This is a genomic window from Polaribacter glomeratus (assembly GCF_002954665.1).
In the GTDB taxonomy this organism is placed as follows: domain Bacteria; phylum Bacteroidota; class Bacteroidia; order Flavobacteriales; family Flavobacteriaceae; genus Polaribacter; species Polaribacter glomeratus.
In genome coordinates this window covers 2,323,893-2,343,223 of the sequence record NZ_MSCM01000001.1, presented here as the reverse complement: position 1 = coordinate 2,343,223, position 19,331 = coordinate 2,323,893, and the positions used below count along the sequence as shown (strand labels likewise).

The following is a 19,331-nucleotide window of genomic DNA, read 5'->3' as shown; positions in this document are numbered from 1 at the left end:
AATATGAGATTTTTTTTTACAGTTTTAATGGTTTTATGCCTGTTTTTTTCTTGTTCTGATAAAAATTTGAATCAAATAGACGTTTCTAAGATAAATGTTGATTTTGCCGTAAAAAGATATGATGTAGATTTCTATACAGCTACAAGTCAAAATTTACCGCAGTTGAAGCAAAACTATCCATATTTGTTCCCAAAAGAATTTACAGATAGCTTGGTTTTTGCAAAGATAAATGACAAACAAGAACAAGAATTATTTGCAGAAACTCAAAAAGTATATAAAGATTTTTCATCCGAAGAAAATGAAATAGCATCGCTTTTTAAACATGTTAAATATTATAACAAAGAGTTTAAAGAACCAGCTGTTGTAACGATATTATCAAATATAGATTATGATAGTCGGGTTATTTATGCAGACAGTTTAATGCTTATTTCTTTGGATGTCTATCTTGGTGAAAATCATAAATTTTATGGAGATTACCCAAAATATATTAAGGAAAATAACACCAAAAATCATATCGTTGTGGATGTTGCAAATGCCATAATTGACAAGCAAGTATACCCATCAAACAAAAGAGATTTTATTGCTAAAATGATACAAGAAGGCAAAAAAATGTACCTCATTGACATGTATTTACCCTCAATTTCTGATCATGAAAAAATAGGATATCCAGAAGATAAATTAAACTGGGCAACTACCAATGAAGAACAAATTTGGATGTACTTTATAGATAACAAATTATTGTTTAGTACTGATACAAAACTAAATCAACGATTTTTAGAAAATGCGCCGTTTTCAAAGTTTTATACAGCACAAGATAACTTATCACCAGGTAAAATTGGTGTTTGGATTGGTTGGCAAATTGTAAGGTCTTATATGAAACATAATGATGTATCTTTGCAAGAATTATTAGAAATAGACGAATCAGATTTATTTAATAAATCTAAATACAAACCCAAAAAGTAATGGCAATTAAACACAATTCTGAAATAAAATTTAAAGTTGGTTTAGATGAAAACAAAGTTCCTGAAGAAATTTCTTGGACTGCAATAGATGGCGGAATTAATAATGAAGCTTCAAAAGCAATTATGATTTCTGTTTGGGATCATAAACAAAAAGATACGTTGCGTATGGATTTGTGGACAAAAGATATGCCTGTAGATGAAATGAAACAATTTTATCATCAAACTTTAGTTTCTATGGCAGATGCTTTTGAAAAAGCAACAGATGACACAAAAATGGGTGCAACAATGCGCGATTTTTGTGCTTATTTTGCTGATAAATTAGACCTTAAAAAGTAGCGGTTTAAACGTTTTTAATTTTGTTGATGATATACTTATAATCATCATCATTATCAACAAAATCAATTTCTGAAACATCGATAACCAAAACATTTAAATCTTGTTGGGTACTTATAAATTGTTTGTACCCATCATGGATTTTTTGCAAATAATCTGCCTCAATATTTTGCTCATAATCTCTGCCACGTTTTTTGATGTTCTGCAAAAGGCGATCTGTATTCTGATATAAATACACATACAAATCTGGTTTTGTAATTTCTTTGTACATTAAGTCAAACATTTTTCTATACAAAACATACTCATCTTTTTGCAAAGTAATTTGTGCAAAAATCAACGATTTAAAGATGTAGTAATCAGAAACAATTAAATTTTTGAATAAGTCTAATTGTGCTAAATCATCTGATAATTGTTGATATCTATCTGCTAAAAAGCTCATTTCTAAAGGAAACGCAAAGCGCTCTTTATCTTCGTAAAATTTTGGAAGAAAAGGATTGTCAGCAAAACGTTCTAAAATAATTTTTGCGTTAAATTCATCAGACATCATTTTGGCTAAGGAAGTTTTTCCTGCGCCAATATTGCCTTCAATAGCGATGTAATTATACTTTTCTGATATCGGAATTGGTCTTTTTAATTTTTCTTCAATCACAGTGATTTCAGAAGAGTCATCACAATTTTTTAAACAAACAGTAAGCTGCTTTTTCTCAATTGGATGAAAAGTAGAACCCGCAATTTCTGCCAAAGGAACTAAAACAAATTTACGTTCTAACATCTTTGGATGCGGAACGGTTAGCGTTCTAGAAAATATAATTTCATCGTCAAACAAAAGAATATCTATATCAATATTTCTATCCACATATTCTTTCGAATCTTTTCGTTCTCTACCAAGTTCAGCTTCGATATGTAAAAGAGTGCTAATTAGTTTTTCAGGAGCATGATAAGTTGTAACTTGTAAACAGATATTCAAAAAATCGTCGCTAGCAAAACCCCAAGAAGCAGTTTTATAAACAGAGGATACTTTTTGAATATCACCTACTTTATCAGCAATTGAATTAATCGCATTTTGTAGATTTTCAAGTTTATTTCCTTGATTTGTTCCTAAAGATAAATATGTGATACGTTGAATTTTCATATAAGTGATGCAAAGAAAATAAAAGGATTCTAATTATTACTATGGTTTCATAAAATTAATAGAAATTAATTGATGGACATATACTTATCTTTTTTACAATAATAAAGTAAGCTATTTTTAAAAATAATAGCATGTATATCAATAGTTAAAGTAAAATAATAAAGATGCTTTGTAAAGGTTTAAAATTAGAAACTTCTAAAACTAGTAGTAAATTAATGCTATTAAATTGTATCGATATTTGTTTTATGGTTATTTTCTTGATAGAAAAAACGAACGTTTATGTCTTATATTTCTAGTAATCTAAATTTTCCATTTGATATTGGTGGCTTTTTACAACGGTGTCATTTTTGAATATTAATTCCAAACATTCTTGTTGTGTATTAAATGCACCAGGCTTAAAACCTAAGTTGTAGTTCCATTTTTCAGGAGAATTTGCTTTGATACTATCATCCCAGCCATACCATTCGCTTGTTCCTAATGATTTCTGAACTTCACTTTTAGTTTTACCTTTAAACAATTGTTTATCGATAATTTGGTTGCTCATTTCGAAACGTAAAGTAGGTTTTTCTTTCCATGCAGTAGCTTCAAAGTATTTTTCGTGATGATAATTGCTAAAAATGTTTAACAAAGGATAAAACAAGTAAAAATAGATTACAGGTGTAAGAATAATACTTACTAAAAGAGTGAGCCATTTACGATCATCTATAGTTTTGACAAACAGCCATAATACAATGAATACAATAAGTAAAAAAATAATTAAAAGAGGAGTTGCTATCATTTAGAAGTAAGGCTAAAAAGTTATTTTTAATATTGAACAAAGTTACTAAACTGAAACTATTTGATGAAATATTTTTTTAGACTTTTGCATTAGATTTATACTTTGAGTATTTCTCTTAATAGTAACTTGCTATTTTTTGTAAAGTTATAAAAGTAGTATTTATAAGTTTGCTCAGATTGATATGTCTAAAATTGCTTTAAAATAAAAAAGGCTGTCTTTAAAGACAGCCTTTTTATAAATTATTTAAATATCAAGAATTTATTCTTCTTTTCTTGGTTCTCTCGGTTCTCTTGGTTTTCTATCATCACGTCCGCGACTATCTCTACCTCTGCTATCACGAGGACTACTGCTACGTTTGTCATCTCTTGGCGGTCTTGCAACATACCCTTCTGGTTTTGGTAAAATAGCTTTTCTCGAAACTTTTTCTTTACGAGTTCTTGGGTCTAATCCAAAATATTTTACATCTAAGATTTCTCCCATTTTCACTACGTCAGAAACATTGTCTGTTCTTTCCCAAGCTAATTCGCTTACGTGTAATAAAACTTCGTTTCCTGGAGCTTCAATATATTCTACAACTGCACCAAAATCTAACATTTTAATCACTTTTACTTCGTACACGTTACCAACTACTGGTTTAAACATCATTGATTCTATACGAGCAATAACTTTTTCAATTCCTTCTGGACTTGTTCCTAAGATTTCAATAATTCCTTCTTCAGTTACAGCATCTTCAGTAATTACAATTGTAGTTCCTGTTTCTTTCTGTAATTCTTGAATATGTTTACCACCTGGTCCAATAAATGCACCGATTAGTTCGTTAGGAATTCTTCTGTTAATCATTTTAGGAGCATGTGCTTTTACTTCTGGGTTTGCAGAAGCAATAGTTTCAGTTATTTTTCCTAAAATATGTAAACGACCTTCGCGAGCTTGTTTTAGTGCATTTACTAAAATTTCGTAGCTTAAACCTTTTACTTTAATATCCATTTGACAAGCAGTAATTCCTTCAGAAGTACCTGTTACTTTAAAATCCATGTCTCCTAAGTGATCTTCATCACCTAAAATATCAGATAATACAGCATATTTTCCAGATACAGCATCAGAAATTAATCCCATTGCAATACCAGAAACGGGTCTAATCATTTGAACACCTGCATCCATTAATGCCATTGTACCAGCACAAACAGTTGCCATAGAAGAAGAACCGTTAGATTCTAAAACTTCAGAAACTACTCTTACTGTATAAGGGCAATCTGCAGGAATCATTCCTTTTAAACCACGTTGTGCTAAATTACCATGTCCAACTTCTCTACGAGATGTTCCACGAATTGGTCTAGCTTCACCTGTACAAAATGGAGGGAAGTTATAATGTAAATAGAAATTTTCTTCACCTTCATAAGAAGGCATATCTATTTTGTTTGCATCTCTTGACGTTCCTAGAGTAACGGTAGCTAAAGCTTGCGTTTCTCCACGAGTAAAGATTGCAGAACCATGAACTGATGGTAAATAATCTACTTCTGACCAAATTGGTCTAATTTCATCTGTTTTACGACCATCTAAACGCAATCCTACGTTTAAGGTTAAATCTCTAATCGCTGCTTTTTCTGCTTTGCGATAATAATCAGAAACTAAACCACCATAATCTGCTAATTCTTCTTCAGAAAAAGTTGCTTTGATAGCTTCTTTTATTTCTTTAAATGCAGCACTTCTTTCATGTTTAGCAGATCCAGCTTCTGCGATAGCATATACTTTATCGTATGCCATATCATGAACCTTTTTCTCTAACTCTTTATCTTCTCTTGCAGCTTCGTATTCACGAACTGGTTTCTTTCCGAATGCTTCTGCTAATCTTAATTGAGCAGCACATTGAATCTTAATAGCTTCGTGTGCAAACTTAATTGCGTCTGCCATTTCTTCTTCAGAAATTTCATCCATTTCACCTTCAACCATCATTACAGAATCTGCAGAAGCGCCAATCATCATATCGATGTCAGATTCTGCTAATTGTGCTCTTGTTGGGTTGATGATAAACTGACCGTTGATACGACCAACTCTTGCTTCAGAGATTGCACATTCAAATGGAAAATCTGATAATTGAATCGCTGCTGATGCTGCTAAACCTGCCATTGCATCTGGCATCACATCTTCGTCATGAGACATTAACTGAATCATCACTTGCGTTTCTGCGGTATAATCTTTTGGGAATAACGGACGTAAAACACGGTCTACTAAACGCATTGTTAATACTTCGCCGTCGCTTGGTCTTGCTTCTCTTTTGAAGAAACCACCTGGATAACGACCTGCAGCTGCAAATTTTTCTCTATAATCTACCGTTAATGGTAAAAAACCAAGATCTTTTTGTTCGTAATTGGAAACAACTGTACACAACATCATACATTTTCCTGATTGCACAACAACACTACCATGAGCTTGTTTTGCTAATTTACCTGTTTCGATAGAAATTTCTCTTCCATCTCCAAGGTCTATAACCTCTCTAAATACTTTTGGAATCATAAAATTTTAATTCTAAATTTTTAATTTGTTTGTTGTTGCGTTGTTGTTTGTTGTTGCAATGGAAATACAAGAATTTTGTTAAGATTCTTGATTTTTTTATTAAGTTTCTGTGAGTTAGACAGAATCAAATACTTTTTTTAATTCTCATTTTAACGAGAAATACAAATTTAATGTTTTGTAGCTAAAAGCTGCAAAAATTTATCATAAAAAAAAGAGGCACGTTTATAGAGCCTCTTTTTTTTGTGAGAATTACTTTCTAATTCCTAATTCTAGAATAATTGCACGATATCTATTGATTTCAGATTTCTTAAGATAATCTAATAATCTTCTACGCTTACCTACCATCATTACTAACGAACGCTCTGTATTAAAATCTTTACGATTTCTTTTTAAATGCTCAGTTAAATGGTTAATTCTGTGTGTGAATAACGCAATTTGTCCTTCTGAAGTACCAGTATCGTTTTTACCTTTACCGTGCTTTTCGAAGATGCTTTCTTTTACTTCTTTTGTTAAGTACATGCCAATATTATTTAAATGATTATTATGTATATCAATGCTTTCATTGAAGCTGCAAATATATAATTAATTTTTGAATAGAAACGCAACAAGGATTGCTTTTTTATTAAGCTCTAATTGGTATATTCTGAATTAAATCAATATATAAATTTACTTGTTTTTTTAATTCTTTTCTTTCGTAAATTGCATCTAAGAAGCCGTGTTCTAAGACAAATTCTGATTTTTGAAATCCTTCGGGTAAATCTTTACCTGTAGTGTCCTTTACAACTCTTGGGCCAGCAAACGCAATTAATGCATTTGGTTCTGCAATGTTAATATCGCCTAGCATTGCATAAGAAGCTGTTGTACCACCCGTTGTAGGGTCTGTACACAACGAGATATAAGGTATTTTAACTTCTGCTAATTGTGCTAATTTTGCAGATGTTTTTACCAATTGCATTAAAGAGAGTGATGCTTCCATCATTCTTGCTCCTCCAGATTTTGAAACCATTAAAAAAGGAATTTTGTGCTCGATAGCGTAATTAATTGCTCTTGCAATCTTTTCACCTACTACAGAACCCATAGATCCACCGATAAAAGCAAAATCCATTGCTGCAATTACAATATCTTTTCCTAAAGATTTTCCAACAGCGGTTCTTACAGCATCATTTAATTTTGTTTTTTCTTGAGCAGCTTTTAATCTGTCTGGATATTTTTTGGTGTCTTCGAATTTTAAAGGATCTTTTGAAGTTAGATTTGCATCTAATTCTAAAAATTTATTATTATCAAAAAAGATTTCGAAATATTCTTTACTACCAATTCTTACATGATATCCATCTTCTGGACTTACATATAGGTTCTTTTTTAACTCTTCTGTGTCAATAATTTTTCCACTAGGAGTTTTGTACCAAAGTCCTTTTGGGGTGTCTTTTTTATCTTCTGTAGGAGTTTGAATTCCTTTGTCTTTACGTTTAAACCAAGCATTCATAGTTAGTTTATTTTATTGTTGATGTTTGTTATTTGTGTTTAAAAAAAAATAAAAATCAGTCTACAAATGTAAAAGATTTTTATGAACTATAAATTTTCTTAATAGGATTCTTTTTAAGTACCCTAATTTTGAGCATAAAAAAAGCATCTTGAAATATTTCAAAATGCTTTTAAATGTTTAGTATACAAATTTTATAATGTGTCTACATTATTTAAATCTGCAAATGCTTGTTTTAATCTTGTAATAAAAGTTGCTTCACCTTCACGCAACCATTTTCTTGGGTCGTAATATTTTTTATTAGGCTGTTCTGCTCCATCAGGATTACCAATTTGATTTGCTAAATAAGGAGCTTTACCTTGCATATAATCTCTAATTCCTTCTGTAAAAGCAAATTGTAAATCGGTATCTATATTCATTTTAATAACACCATAACCAATAGCTTCTCTAATTTCTTCTAAAGTAGAACCAGATCCTCCATGAAACACAAAATCAATTGTATTATGAGGAACGTTGTACTTTTTAGAAACATATTCTTGAGAATTTTTTAAAATTTTTGGTGTTAATTTTACGTTTCCTGGCTTGTAAACTCCATGTACGTTTCCAAAAGCAGCAGCAATTGTAAATTGAGGAGAAATTTTTAGTAACTCTTCATATGCATATGCAACCTCTTCTGGTTGTGTGTATAATTTAGATGCATCTACATCAGAATTATCAACACCATCTTCTTCACCACCGGTAATACCTAATTCAATTTCTAACGTCATACCCATTTTACTCATACGAGTTAAGTATGCTTTACAAATTTCTATATTCTCTTCAATTGGTTCTTCCGATAAATCAATCATGTGAGAACTATATAAAGGCTTGCCAGTTTCTTCAAAATGTTTTTCTGAAGCATCAAGTAAACCATCAATCCAGGGTAATAAACTTTTTGCACAGTGGTCTGTATGTAAAATTACAGGCACGCCATAAGCAACTGCTAATTCATGAATATGTTTTGCACCAGCAATTCCGCCAGCGATTGCGGCTTTTTGATTTTCGTTTGATAAGCCTTTACCTGCATTAAATTGTGCTCCTCCATTTGAGAACTGTATAATTACAGGTGCATTTAAATCTCTAGCAGCTTCTAAAACACCATTAATAGTGTTAGAACCTACTACGTTTACTGCTGGTAAAGCAAAACCTTTTTCTTTTGCTAATTTAAAAATTGCTTGAACTTCTTTTCCTGTTGCTACTCCAGGTTTTATAGTATGACTCATTTTGTGTATTTTATGGATGTATATATGTCAAAAGTACTAAAAAATAGTAGTTTAAGAATATTGATTGGTAATAAAATAACGAAAACGTTATAGAATTTTAGCACTTATTTTACTAGAAAGGGTAGTTAATACCAACATTATAAACTGCGTTCGAAAAATTATAATTTCTAAACCATTTGTTGCTATCTAAGTAAGGTTCATAGGTTTTAAAACCAATATCGAAACGTAAAATTAAAAAGCTAAAGTCTAATCTTGCGCCAAAACCAGACCCAATAGCAATGTCTTTTAAAGAGTTAAAACCATTAAATCTCGAATTGTCATCGACCAAACTAGAACCAGAAATGTCCCAAATATTTCCTGCATCAACAAATAAAGCACCTTTTAATCGGCTAAAAACATCAAATCGATATTCTGCACTTGATAAAAATTTAAAACTACCTGTATTGTATTCTAAACCTGTATTTCTACTTCCTGGGCCAAGTTCATAGGTTTGCCATGCTCTAATATCATTGGATCCACCTGCAAAATAACTTTTAGTAAAAGGAATATCAGAATTATCATACGTAACAATAGCTCCCAAAAATGTTCGTACTCCAAAAACGGCGTTATTTCCAAAATTCCAGAATTTTTTATATTCAATATCCGTTTTAAAATATTGAGCTAACGGAATGTTTAAGAATGTTTTTTTGTTGTTTTCATTTCTGTTTTTAGATAGTAATCCTAAAATATTTCCAGAATTTGCAATTCTAACTTTAAAGTAAGAAAAATCGCTGTCTTTAAAAGTTGTTTGGTTATTGTAGGTATATGAGTAGCCAAACACCGGAATTAAAAAGTCGGATGTAATTATATTATATCTATTTAAAATATTCTTTGCGGTGTTAAACTCATCAGAATTACTAGCTCTAAAATTGATATCGGTTGTAACAGTGTTCATAAAAGTTAACGCTTCATTTGGCAAACTCAAAATTTTGTTGGTATCATTAAAGTACACTTTAGCAACAGCGTTCAGATTTCTAAATTCAGATTTATAGATATTAAAAAAGCTACCAATATTTAAATTTTGTACATATTGTGTATTTAAAACCTCTAATTGTATCGTTTTCTTTTGATTAAATTGCCATTTGTAATCTGTTAAAAAAGAAAATGTTTGTCTGTCTAGCCCAATGTTTTTCTGAAAACTGGATCCTACAGAGAATAATGTTCTTGGCGACATTTCTTTTGGTACTAATTTATTTAATCCAAAAGGAGCAACAAACCTAGGTACTTCTAATGAAACATCTGCACCAATTTCGTAACCTGGACCATTATTTGAATTAAACCAAGAACCTAAAAGAGACATTTTTAGCAGTTCGGCACCTTTAAAAGTATTTCTATTTGTAATAGAAAATTTTGCAGAAGTACCAATATTTCTGATGTTAGAGTGCGTTAATTCTGTTTCTAAGCCTAGCGTAAATTTTTCTAAAGGAGCTAAAAAAATATCCATTTTTAGCTCATCATCTGTACCCGGAATTGAGGAGTAAACAATATTAGATGATTTAAAATTCTTTAAAGACTTTAAATGGGTTCGTGTTAAATTACTTAAAGTGTCTTTATAAATACCTTCTGGTTTTAAGAAAATTGACTGTGCTAAGTATTTAGGATTGTACCTTAACTTGTTGTATGCTAAAAATTTAATTCCTTTATAGTCTACAGAATCTTGAATCGATCCGCCTTTTTTTGTAAATGAATAATCTGTAATAACATTAATTTCTTTTATGGTATGAACCTTAAACGGTTTTTCTACATAAAGGCCGTCTTCTTCAATTAACCGTTCTCCAGAAATTAAAAACTCTACATTTGTTTTGTAATCTGTTCTAGTAGAATCTACATAAAAACCTAAAGCCGATTCTGTAAAATGATAAATTCCACTATTTCTAAAAAGTTTAACAACAGTATTTGCTTCATTTCTAAAGGTTACATCTTTATATTGTTCTCCAGTTTTTAAAAAAGTTTCTATGTTAGCTGTTTTATAAATTGAATCTAAAACTGGCGAATCTATTTTAAATTTAATAGAATCTAAAACAGTAGCTTTCCCTGTAGTAATATAATAGGCAACGGAAGCTTTTTTGCTGACGGAATCTTTATTAATTTGAGAATTTACAGAAGATTTAAAATACCCTTGCGTTTTGTAATAAGCCCACAAATTATCTGCAGTTCTATTTACCTTTATCTCATTAATTATTTCGGGTTCATTATTCTTTAAAAACCTATTATTTAGTTTTATAAACGAATTAGCATACGCTATACTTTGCTTTTCAGAAAAAATAGTTTTTATAAAATTGTAAGAACGTGGATTTTTCTTAGCCCATTTTATGGGTGTTTTAGGTTTGTTATGATTGCCAATATTATGAAAATATAACGCAATTGGTAAGCCTAAAAAACGAGGATTTGGTTTTTGTAATATATATTTTTGTAAATCTGTACCTTTTGTTTTTATGCTGTCTATAAAAATATAATTATCATTTAACATGTGTTCGCCTTCGGTTACATGTTTTGTAGAATTACATGAAACAAAAAAGATAATTAATAAAAAATAAAACGAAATTTTTTTCATTATTTTAGCGCTGCTAAGAAAATCAAAAATAACAATTTTCAACGGTTAATTCCAATTAACAAACAATTAATGAGCATCTCAAAAAGTCAGCTTAAAATTATAACAAGTTTATCTCAAAAAAAGTACAGACAAAAGCATAAATTATTTATTGCTGAAGGAATAAAAGTTGTGAATGAACTATTAAACTCTTCTTTTAAAGTAGACACTTTATTTGCTACAGAAGATTTTCAAACCGATATTTCTTCGGATAAAATTATAAGAGTTTCGGATAAAGAATTACAAAAAATAAGCAACTTAAAAGCATCAAATAAAGTATTAGGATTATTTATAATTCCTGATGAAAAACCGCTTCAAACTAACGGATTAACAATTGCTTTGGATGCTATAAATGATCCTGGAAATTTAGGTACAATTATTCGCTTATGCGATTGGTTTGGGGTTACTCAATTACTTTGTTCTAAAGAAACGGTAGATTGTTACAATCAAAAAGTAGTGCAAGCAAGCATGGGTTCTTTAACCCGAATATCTGTAAAATATATTGATTTAGCAACGTTTTTAAAAGAAGCAGCTGTACCAAGTTTTATTGCTGATATGGATGGCGAAAATGTATACAAATCAACTTTACCAGAAGAAGCTATATTAATTATGGGAAACGAGGCAAATGGTGTTTCTGATGAAATAAAGGCACTGATAAAAAACAAAATTTGTATCCCAAGATTTGGAGAAACCCAAGAAACAGAAAGTTTAAATGTTGCAACGGCAACGGCAATTTTATTAAGTGAGTTTAAGCGCAGTTGTTAGTATTCGAGGAGTCGTTTAGGGCAGAAAAATATTTAGAACAGTTAAAAAATAGTTTTATGCTGCTTAATTCTTTTAAAATACGCAGCGAAATAGCATTGTGAAACAATTTTACCACAATAGAAACATAGAAAACATCGTTTATTTAGCCAGATTTGCTAATCACTTGGCGTAACTAAGTCAAATAGCTTTGTGAATATCTGAGAAATAACCCTTCAATAACAGGCGCTATTCAAAAGCAAAAGTAAGAAAAACGCCACGCGTTCCCATAAAGTTTATTGGCGAAGTCCATTGACTGTTAGGGTCATTATCGTATTTTATTTCGTTTGTTATCGCAAAAACGCCACGAATAGAAGGTGAGAACTTAAAGAAATTTAAATAGATATCAATTCCTAAACCAACTTCGTACATAAAATCGCTTGATTTCATTCTAAATTGTCCAGAAGAATTATCGTCTTGATTGTCTTCATTACTAGAAAAATTAAAATTATACGAAACGCCACCTAATAAATAAGGACGAATATTTTTATACCGATCGGTACTAAATTTTAATAATAAAGGCGCGTGCAAGTAGGTCGAGCCAACCTCTCTAACACTATCTTGTGCTGTGGCTAGATGATTAAAATAAATTTTCTTTGAATTTGTCATTAAACCTGGTTCAAAACGTAAACTTAAATTTTTATGTAAACGAAAGTCAGTAATTAAACCAACATTAAAACCAGCAGAGGGTTCAACTCTAATATCTGCATTTGGTATTGTACTGTTTCTTAGATTTAGTTTAAAATCATTTTGATTAACCCCTAAGTAAAAACCATAATGCAACCTTCTTTCATCAAACGTTGGTAAGTTTTCTACAGGTTCTCTTTGCGCATAAAACGCGGCAGAAATCATTAGATAAAAACCAAAAAATAGCACTTTTTTATTCATTGTTATTTGCTTGCAGTATAAATTGTAGCAACTCCAAAAGTTACAGGTTTATGCTTTGTATGTGTAAACCCATTTTTTTGCAAAATATTGTTGAAAGTTTCACCAAAAGGAAAAGAATTTGCAGATTCTGATAAATAGGAATAAGCAACTTTGTCTTTTGAAAATAATTTACCAATTATAGGAAGTATATAATTTGTGTAAAATTTATAACCTTGTTTAAAAGGAAATTTAGTGGGATTTGAAGTTTCTAAAATAACCAAAACTCCTGTAGGCTTTAAAACTCTAGCAATTTCTGTAATACCTTTGTCTAAATGTGCAAAATTTCGAACGCCAAAAGAAACGGTAATTGCGTCAAACGTATGATCATCAAAAGGCATATCTTCAGAGTCTCCTACAATCATTTCAATTTTTTCTGATAATTTAGCTTTGGCAATTTTTCTTTTACCAACATCTAGCATACCTGCCGAAATATCCAAACCAACAATTCTATCAGGGTTTAGAGAAGCCATCATTAATGCCAAATCGCCGGTGCCTGTTGCAATATCTAAAATTTGCTTTGGATTATTTTCACCGACAATTGCAACTACTTTTTTACGCCATTTAACGTCAATTCCTAAAGAGATAATTCTGTTTAAGTCATCATAATTTTCAGAGATAGTGTCAAACATTTGTGTAACTTGTTCCTTTTTGCCAAGTTGAGAATCTTTATAAGGATTTATTTTTTCTGCTGACATATTTTTTATCCGTTTATTGCAATCACTTCGTTAATTTGATTTGGCAACATTTCTTTTAGTAACGATTCTATTCCGTTTTTTAAAGTAGCAGTAGAAGATGGGCAACCACTACATGCGCCTTGTAAAACTACGCTTACTACTTTATTTACTTCATCATATGAACGAAATGCAATATTTCCTCCATCGGCAGCAACAGCAGGTTTTATGTACTCATCTAAAATGTCTACAATTTGTGCAGGAATACCTTCTAGTTTTACGGCAGGAACGTCAACGGAAGTTTCAGAAACCGGTTTTTCACTCGGAATTTCTTTAATAATTGTTTTTCCTTCCACTAAGTATTCGCGAATAAAACTTCTAACTTCGGTAAAAACTTCATTCCATTCAACCATATCATATTTTGTAATCGAGATATAATTATCAGAAATAAAAACTTCTTTTACAAAAGGAAACGTAAAAATTGCTTGTGCTAAAGGCGATGATTTGTTTGCTTCATCTATATTTTTGTACTCAACATCAGTTTGAGTTAATGCTTTATTAGTTCCAAATTTCATTACTGAAGGATTTGGGGTAACCTCTGCATATACTTCAATTGCTTCTTTTTTGGTTGTTGATGTTTGTTCGTTTACAACAAGGTTTCCGTCAGCAATATACGCTTCAATTTGTTCTGCAACTTCTTGTTGAACGTCAAGCCATTCTACAATATCAAAACGTTGAATTGCAATAAAGTTAGCGGTTATGAATACCTTTTTTACAAATGGTAAATAAAATAATTCTTGCGCTAAGGGTGAGTTTTTAGCGTCGTCAATATTAGAAAATTCGTAACTACCACCGTTAATTAAAATTGTGTTACTGTTAAATTTTAATATGGTGTTATTTGTAGTTTCTTGAATGGTAATTTTAGTCTCTTGCATAATCTTTAAATAAGTTGCAAAATTACGGGAAAAAACTGACAACAAATAAAAAGACTTCGTATGATTTTAAACACGAAGTCTTTTTTTTATTAAAAAGTAGTTTGTTAAAGATTGATTGTTAATGTTGTTGTAAAAATTTTGTTATTAATGCTTAGTTCTGTTGAGTTTACATCAAAACCTGAGTAAAAATTATAAACACCAGTTCTATTATTATCTCTGTAAGAAAAATCTAATTTAAAGTTATTAAAATTATAACCACCACCAAAAGAATACCCCGTAATATTATCAGAATTTATAGCCAATTTATCTGGGTTTTGTTCAAACATGTATCCTCCTCTAACACTAAATCGATCAAACCGCCATTCTGAACCAATGTTTAAATTATGTGTATTTCTTAATTCATTTTGAAAAAATTCATTTTCATCTGTGAAATTAGAATTTGATAATTTTGTTCTATTAAAACTTTTATTACTATAATCTAAGCTCAATAAGCCATTTTTGCCAAATATAAAAGCAGTGCTGGCGGTTAGCTTACTTGGTGTTTTTAATCTGTAAATAAATTCTTGGCTTGGAAAAAAATTACCATCTGTATTGTTGTAAACAGCATTGTCATTACTTACAGAAATCCTTGTATCACCATTAAAACCATCATTATCTACAATATTTGTTCTTTCTAAAATTTCTGAAAAGTACGTAGGTGTTTGGTATGATAGTCCTAATCTTACACTTTTATGAACTTTATAAATAAAACCTAAGTTTGCAGAAAAACCAGCGCCAGTAGTTAAGTTTTCTTGATACAATTTAGCGTCTAATTCGTTGCCATCTGTATCGCTGTTAAATTCGTATAAACTGGATCTTTGATTAAAAGTTAAATCATAAAAATTTAAACTTAAACCAACATGTAAATTTTTTTGAAATACAGATGAAAACCCAAGATTAAACTCAGAAAGATTACCTCCGTAATTGTTTTCAAAACGTTGGCTGTCTGCAATGTTATATTGTATAGGGTTTTGTAGATCGGGGTCTTTTGGAAATTCGATAAAAGTTGCAATACCGCTGTTACCTTCTGTTACAAAACTATCTGCAAAATTTTTTGTAATCCTATAATTAAAACCAATTGCAAATTTACCCCAGTCTTTGCTGTAAGCACTGTCAAACACTAAAACAGCTCCTACTTGCGATAAATTTATAAATTGATCTTGAGAGTCTATGCTATTACCATAATAATTAGAGGTAATAGTAGAAGCTCTAGAATTAATAGTTCCGGTTAACAAACTGTTTGTAAATACAGATAAACCGGCCGGATTTATGTTCAAGGATGATAAATCTCCGCCTAAAGCACCAAAAGCTCCTGACATTGATGTAAAACGTGCAGTTCCATTTTGGTCATTTTGTGAAAAAAGTAACCCTAAATCTTGATATCCCAAAGATTGAGAAAATGACACAAGAGTGGATGCGATAAATACCGCTGATAGATAAAATCGTTTCATTGTTTTTTTATTTAAGCATGTATTTTTAGTTACCTCTTCTTCTCGATGTTGATGAAGAACTTCTACTAGTTGAACTCCTGCCAGACGTTCCTGAAGATGAAGAACTTGTTGAACTTCTTCTTTGCGAAGTGTTGCTATTATTGTTATTATTTGAAGATGAAGTTCTTTCGTAATTAGGAGAACTATTATTTCTACTATTTGTTGAATTTCTTCTGATTGAATAAGTAGATCTTCTGCTAGTTTGCACATTAGAATTAGCACTTCTTCTTGATGTAGAAGAACTATTATTTGCATTACTTCTTCTACTTAAAGCAGAGGTAAATCTTGAGTTTTCGTTAGTGTTTCTTCTATTAACGTTATTGTAGTCTCTTCTTCCATAACTAACATTTCTATTTCTGTTGTTGTTATTACCCCAATTATTGTTGTTACCCCAGTTGTTGTTACCCCAAGGTCTATTATAAAACCAAGGATTTACAAAGCCGTTATTCCATCCAAAACCATTGTGATAAGGATGCCAATAAGAGTTCATTCCCCAATAGTTACCACCCCACATGCCCCAATTTCTATTTCCCCAATTATTAAATAACCAAGGATCATTATAGCCCCAATTGTTAAAGCCATTCCAATAAGGGTCATTCATTACATTTATGTTAACAATTGGCGCACTACTATTGTCGTATCCCCAAGCTGCATTTGCATTGTAATTAAGGTTGTTGTCATTAGTTTCATCATCAATATAAGTAGTGTTATCAGAACTGTAAGAATCAACATCAACAAAAACCTCATTTTCACCAATATTTTCAAGTTCTTCTAATCTGTTTGTAAAAGAGTTTTGCTGGTAATTTTGTTGATTAGGGTTTTGATTAATTACAGCAACTTCTACTACTTGTCTTTTTATTTCATCATCATAAATACCATCTTGATTGTAAACACTTTGGTATGTGCCACAAGAAAACAATAGCAAACTCATTGCAAATAAAGTAAGTAATGAATAATTTTTAAAGTATTTAGATGTAGTTTTCATAATGTTGAATTTTAATTGATAAACGAAAAAAATAAAATAATAGTGTAAAACATTTAAACTTTACTTGGTCTATGATCATTTTATACTAGTTTTGTAAATGGTAACAAAAAACCAGAAACTAAGATATTATTTCACTATAAATATAACAATATTTGTGCCAAAGTAAATATTTATGAGCAAGAAGTTAACAAAAAGGACAGAAGATTACTCTAAGTGGTATAACGAATTGGTGGTAAAAGCCGATTTAGCAGAAAATTCAGCAGTTAGAGGTTGTATGGTTATAAAACCCTACGGATATGCAATTTGGGAAAACATGCAAGCAGAGTTAGATAGAATGTTTAAAGAAACAGGACATCAAAATGCATATTTTCCGCTTTTCGTGCCTAAGAGTTTGTTTGAAGCTGAAGAAAAAAATGCGGAAGGTTTTGCAAAAGAATGTGCAGTTGTAACCCATTATCGTTTGCAAAACGACCCAGATAATCCTGGTAAATTAAGAGTAGATCCAGAGGCTAAATTAGAGGAAGAGTTGGTTGTTAGGCCAACATCCGAAGCAATTATTTGGAGCACTTACAAAGGTTGGATTGAGTCTTACAGGGATTTACCGTTGTTAATTAATCAATGGGCAAATGTGGTAAGATGGGAAATGAGAACCCGTTTGTTTTTGCGTACAGCAGAATTTTTATGGCAAGAAGGTCATACTGCACATGCAACCAAAAACGAAGCGGTAATAGAAGCAAAACAAATGCAAGAAGTATATGCGGAATTTGCAGAAAATTTTATGGCAATGCCAGTTATAAAGGGTTCTAAATCTGAAAGTGAACGTTTTGCAGGTGCAGAAGAAACCTTTACTATAGAGGCCTTAATGCAAGACGGAAAAGCTTTGCAAGCAGGAACCAGCCATTTTTTAGGTCAGAATTTTGCAAAAGCGTTTGATGTAAAATATACCTCAAAAGAAGGCAAGCAAGAATATGTTTGGGCTACTTCTTGGGGAGTTTCCACTCGTTTAATTGGTGGATTGATTATGACGCATTCTGATGACTTAGGGTTAGTTTTACCTCCAAAATTAGCGCCAATTCAAGTGGCAATTATTCCCATTTATAAGAATGATGAGCAATTAGTTGCTATTTCAGAAAAAGTAAATGAAATTGTAAAAGAATTACGCAAAAAAGGAATTTCTGTTAAATATGATGATAGAGATACCTACAGACCAGGAGCAAAGTTTGCAGAGTATGAATTAAAAGGAGTTCCTGTTAGAATGGCTATTGGAAGTCGTGACTTAGAAAATAATACAGTAGAAGTTGCCAGAAGAGATACTTTAGAGAAGCAAATTGTTTCTCAGGATGATGTTGTTAATTTTATTGATACTTTATTGGTTGAAATACAGGATAACTTATTTAAGAAAGCAACCGATTTTAGAAATGAACATACAACAGAGGTAACAACTTTTGATGAATTTAAAAAAGCGATAAAGAATAAAGGTGGTTTTGTTTCTGCACATTGGGATGGAACATCAGAAACAGAAGAAAGGATCAAAGAGTATACAAAAGCTACTATTAGGTGTATTCCTAACGATGCAAAAGAAGAAATTGGTATTTGTGTATTAACTGGGAATCCTTCTTTAAAAAGGGTGCTTTTTGCAAAAGCATATTAATTTGAAAAAAAAAGTAATTTTTTTTCAAAAATAATTGCACAATTTAAAAAACGTTGTATATTTGCACCCGCAATTGAGAAGTATTTAATTGTTATGGTCCGTTCGTCTAGGGGTTAGGACGCATGGTTTTCATCCATGTAACACGGGTTCGATTCCCGTACGGACTACAAAGTTTTAATATATAAAAACTAATAAATTAAGAATTATGGCAAATCATAAGTCAGCTTTAAAAAGAATTAGAAGCAACGAAGCTAAAAGAGTACTTAACAAATATCAGCACAAAACTGCGCGTAATGCAGTTAGAGATTTACGTGCTGTTGAAGACAAAACAGAAGCACAGTCTAAATTAGCTAAAGTTGTTTCGATGTTAGATAAGTTATCTAAAAGAAATATTATTCATAAGAATAAAGTTGCAAACTTAAAGTCTAAGTTAACCAAGCATGTAGCTACGTTATAAATATTAAAATATTTTTTATACTACAAAACGCTTTGAATTCAATTCAGAGCGTTTTTTTTTGTTTAATAGATTTTTTAAGGAAAAGAATTTTGATAGTTTTGTGTCAATGTACCTTTTAAATTCAAAAGTTGTTAAATTTAGAATTTAAGTATAAATCATCGAGAGTTTAAAAAGGAAGAACTCTATGTTTCTAACGACTTTAAACTGTGCTCTAAATACTTTATTCTTGCAGTGAAAGATTCTGCAGATGTGTTAGTATTTTCTATTGTCAAAATAGTTTAGAATATT

The 19,331-nt window shown here is 30.9% G+C and carries 17 protein-coding genes and 1 tRNA gene; 6 read left to right on the top strand and 12 right to left on the bottom strand.

The window, feature by feature from the left end; all coding sequences use genetic code 11:
* Nucleotides 1-3: 3 nt before the first annotated feature.
* Both gldB and gldC read left to right on the top strand, forming a co-directional pair.
* Entirely contained in the window at nucleotides 4-963 is a 960-nt protein-coding gene (gene gldB, locus BTO16_RS09930; RefSeq protein ID WP_105021419.1) for a gliding motility lipoprotein GldB, read from the top strand.
* Nucleotides 963-1,298, top strand: a complete 336-nt coding sequence (gene gldC / locus BTO16_RS09925) for a gliding motility protein GldC (RefSeq protein WP_105021418.1) — start codon at nucleotides 963-965, stop codon at nucleotides 1,296-1,298. The genes gldB and gldC overlap by 1 nt, the downstream gene beginning before the upstream one ends.
* Before the next feature lie 4 nt (nucleotides 1,299-1,302).
* Here gldC and folK read toward each other — a convergent pair whose 3' ends face one another.
* The 7 genes from folK to tamL all read right to left on the bottom strand — a co-directional run bounded on the left by folK (nucleotide 1,303) and on the right by tamL (nucleotide 11,051).
* On the bottom strand, nucleotides 1,303-2,427 hold the full coding sequence (folK, locus tag BTO16_RS09920) for a 2-amino-4-hydroxy-6-hydroxymethyldihydropteridine diphosphokinase (protein WP_105021417.1): 1,125 nt from the start codon (nucleotides 2,425-2,427) through the stop codon (nucleotides 1,303-1,305).
* Nucleotides 2,428-2,719: 292 nt separating this feature from the next.
* The gene (locus tag BTO16_RS09915) at nucleotides 2,720-3,205 is read right to left on the bottom strand and encodes a hypothetical protein (RefSeq protein ID WP_105021416.1); all 486 of its coding nucleotides are present in this window, start codon (nucleotides 3,203-3,205) and stop codon (nucleotides 2,720-2,722) included.
* Between the two features lie 258 nt (nucleotides 3,206-3,463).
* Nucleotides 3,464-5,716, bottom strand: coding sequence for a polyribonucleotide nucleotidyltransferase (locus BTO16_RS09910; RefSeq protein ID WP_105021415.1), 2,253 nt, complete (start codon nucleotides 5,714-5,716; stop codon nucleotides 3,464-3,466).
* 249 nt (nucleotides 5,717-5,965) lie between these two features.
* Nucleotides 5,966-6,235 (bottom strand): 30S ribosomal protein S15, encoded by a 270-nt coding sequence (gene rpsO / locus BTO16_RS09905; RefSeq protein WP_104811331.1) that lies wholly within the window; start codon nucleotides 6,233-6,235, stop codon nucleotides 5,966-5,968.
* 103 nt (nucleotides 6,236-6,338) lie between these two features.
* Entirely contained in the window at nucleotides 6,339-7,199 is an 861-nt protein-coding gene (accD, locus tag BTO16_RS09900; protein ID WP_105021414.1) for an acetyl-CoA carboxylase, carboxyltransferase subunit beta, read from the bottom strand.
* 191 nt (nucleotides 7,200-7,390) lie between these two features.
* Complete coding sequence (fbaA, locus tag BTO16_RS09895; protein WP_105021413.1) at nucleotides 7,391-8,458, bottom strand: class II fructose-bisphosphate aldolase; 1,068 nt, start codon at nucleotides 8,456-8,458, stop codon at nucleotides 7,391-7,393.
* A gap of 112 nt (nucleotides 8,459-8,570) precedes the next feature.
* Complete coding sequence (gene tamL / locus BTO16_RS09890) at nucleotides 8,571-11,051, bottom strand: translocation and assembly module lipoprotein TamL (protein ID WP_105021412.1); 2,481 nt, start codon at nucleotides 11,049-11,051, stop codon at nucleotides 8,571-8,573.
* Nucleotides 11,052-11,120: 69 nt separating this feature from the next.
* Between tamL and BTO16_RS09885 the strand changes: the two genes are divergently transcribed.
* Nucleotides 11,121-11,852 (top strand): TrmH family RNA methyltransferase, encoded by a 732-nt coding sequence (locus tag BTO16_RS09885; protein WP_105021411.1) that lies wholly within the window; start codon nucleotides 11,121-11,123, stop codon nucleotides 11,850-11,852.
* 225 nt (nucleotides 11,853-12,077) lie between these two features.
* On the opposite strand, the gene porT is transcribed toward BTO16_RS09885, so the two are convergent.
* The 5 genes from porT to BTO16_RS09860 all read right to left on the bottom strand — a co-directional run bounded on the left by porT (nucleotide 12,078) and on the right by BTO16_RS09860 (nucleotide 16,935).
* Nucleotides 12,078-12,776: a type IX secretion/gliding motility protein PorT/SprT gene (porT, locus tag BTO16_RS09880; RefSeq protein ID WP_105021410.1), complete on the bottom strand. Its 699-nt coding sequence runs from the start codon at nucleotides 12,774-12,776 to the stop codon at nucleotides 12,078-12,080.
* A gap of 2 nt (nucleotides 12,777-12,778) precedes the next feature.
* Nucleotides 12,779-13,510, bottom strand: a complete 732-nt coding sequence (gene ubiE, locus BTO16_RS09875) for a bifunctional demethylmenaquinone methyltransferase/2-methoxy-6-polyprenyl-1,4-benzoquinol methylase UbiE (RefSeq protein ID WP_105021409.1) — start codon at nucleotides 13,508-13,510, stop codon at nucleotides 12,779-12,781.
* A gap of 5 nt (nucleotides 13,511-13,515) precedes the next feature.
* Nucleotides 13,516-14,421: a NifU family protein gene (locus tag BTO16_RS09870; RefSeq protein WP_105021408.1), complete on the bottom strand. Its 906-nt coding sequence runs from the start codon at nucleotides 14,419-14,421 to the stop codon at nucleotides 13,516-13,518.
* A gap of 104 nt (nucleotides 14,422-14,525) precedes the next feature.
* The gene (locus BTO16_RS09865) at nucleotides 14,526-15,911 is read right to left on the bottom strand and encodes an OmpP1/FadL family transporter (protein ID WP_105021407.1); all 1,386 of its coding nucleotides are present in this window, start codon (nucleotides 15,909-15,911) and stop codon (nucleotides 14,526-14,528) included.
* A gap of 25 nt (nucleotides 15,912-15,936) precedes the next feature.
* The gene (locus BTO16_RS09860) at nucleotides 15,937-16,935 is read right to left on the bottom strand and encodes a hypothetical protein (RefSeq protein WP_105021406.1); all 999 of its coding nucleotides are present in this window, start codon (nucleotides 16,933-16,935) and stop codon (nucleotides 15,937-15,939) included.
* 172 nt (nucleotides 16,936-17,107) lie between these two features.
* Between BTO16_RS09860 and proS the strand changes: the two genes are divergently transcribed.
* The 3 genes from proS (at nucleotide 17,108) to rpsT (ending at nucleotide 19,043) form a co-directional block, all read left to right on the top strand.
* On the top strand, nucleotides 17,108-18,586 hold the full coding sequence (gene proS, locus BTO16_RS09855) for a proline--tRNA ligase (RefSeq protein ID WP_105021405.1): 1,479 nt from the start codon (nucleotides 17,108-17,110) through the stop codon (nucleotides 18,584-18,586).
* Between the two features lie 95 nt (nucleotides 18,587-18,681).
* Nucleotides 18,682-18,753 (top strand) — tRNA-Glu (locus BTO16_RS09850).
* A 38-nt stretch (nucleotides 18,754-18,791) separates the two neighbouring features.
* On the top strand, nucleotides 18,792-19,043 hold the full coding sequence (gene rpsT / locus BTO16_RS09845; protein ID WP_105021404.1) for a 30S ribosomal protein S20: 252 nt from the start codon (nucleotides 18,792-18,794) through the stop codon (nucleotides 19,041-19,043).
* Nucleotides 19,044-19,331: the final 288 nt, after the last annotated feature.